Source organism: Curtobacterium sp. VKM Ac-1395, assembly GCF_015350975.1.
GTDB lineage: Bacteria > Actinomycetota > Actinomycetes > Actinomycetales > Microbacteriaceae > Curtobacterium.
The window spans coordinates 1-429 of sequence record NZ_JADKRX010000017.1 but is presented as its reverse complement, the minus strand read 5'-3'; the positions used below and the strand labels follow the sequence as shown (position 1 = coordinate 429).

Here is a 429-nt window from a genome sequence, read left to right as displayed (position 1 = left end):
AGGAACTGACGTCGGAGCGGTCGGTGAAATCCACGTTCCGCGCGATGATGTCCGCCGACAGGTCGCGGACAGAACGTGCCGCACTGTGCGCATACGCCCGGAGCAGGAGCAGAGCATCGGCAGCGGTCGTACCCGTCTGCGCGGCGAGCATGCCGGAGGCCTGATACACCTCGCGGCGGGAGTAACGGCCCTCGCTTTGTTGACGCTCGTCGCTGGACCCTCCGGCCTGCACGAGCGCTCTGTGCAACACGTGCCGGGCCACGACGTGGACGAGCGCCGTCGCGTCGCGCACGGCGGTCGCCGGGAGCGCGACAGACGTTTGGTCGTAGAGATCCACCGCTCCGACATTGAGGGTGCCGACGCGCATCGGGAACGCGAACACTGCGCCGAGCCCTGTTTCACGCAGCGCACGCGATGCCATCGGCCAGT

General features: G+C 68.1%; 1 protein-coding gene. It reads right to left on the bottom strand.

What is annotated here, in order from left to right:
• The coding region (locus tag ITJ68_RS18840; RefSeq protein ID WP_194663679.1) for an ANTAR domain-containing protein at positions 1–429 on the bottom strand (429 nt) is incomplete at both ends.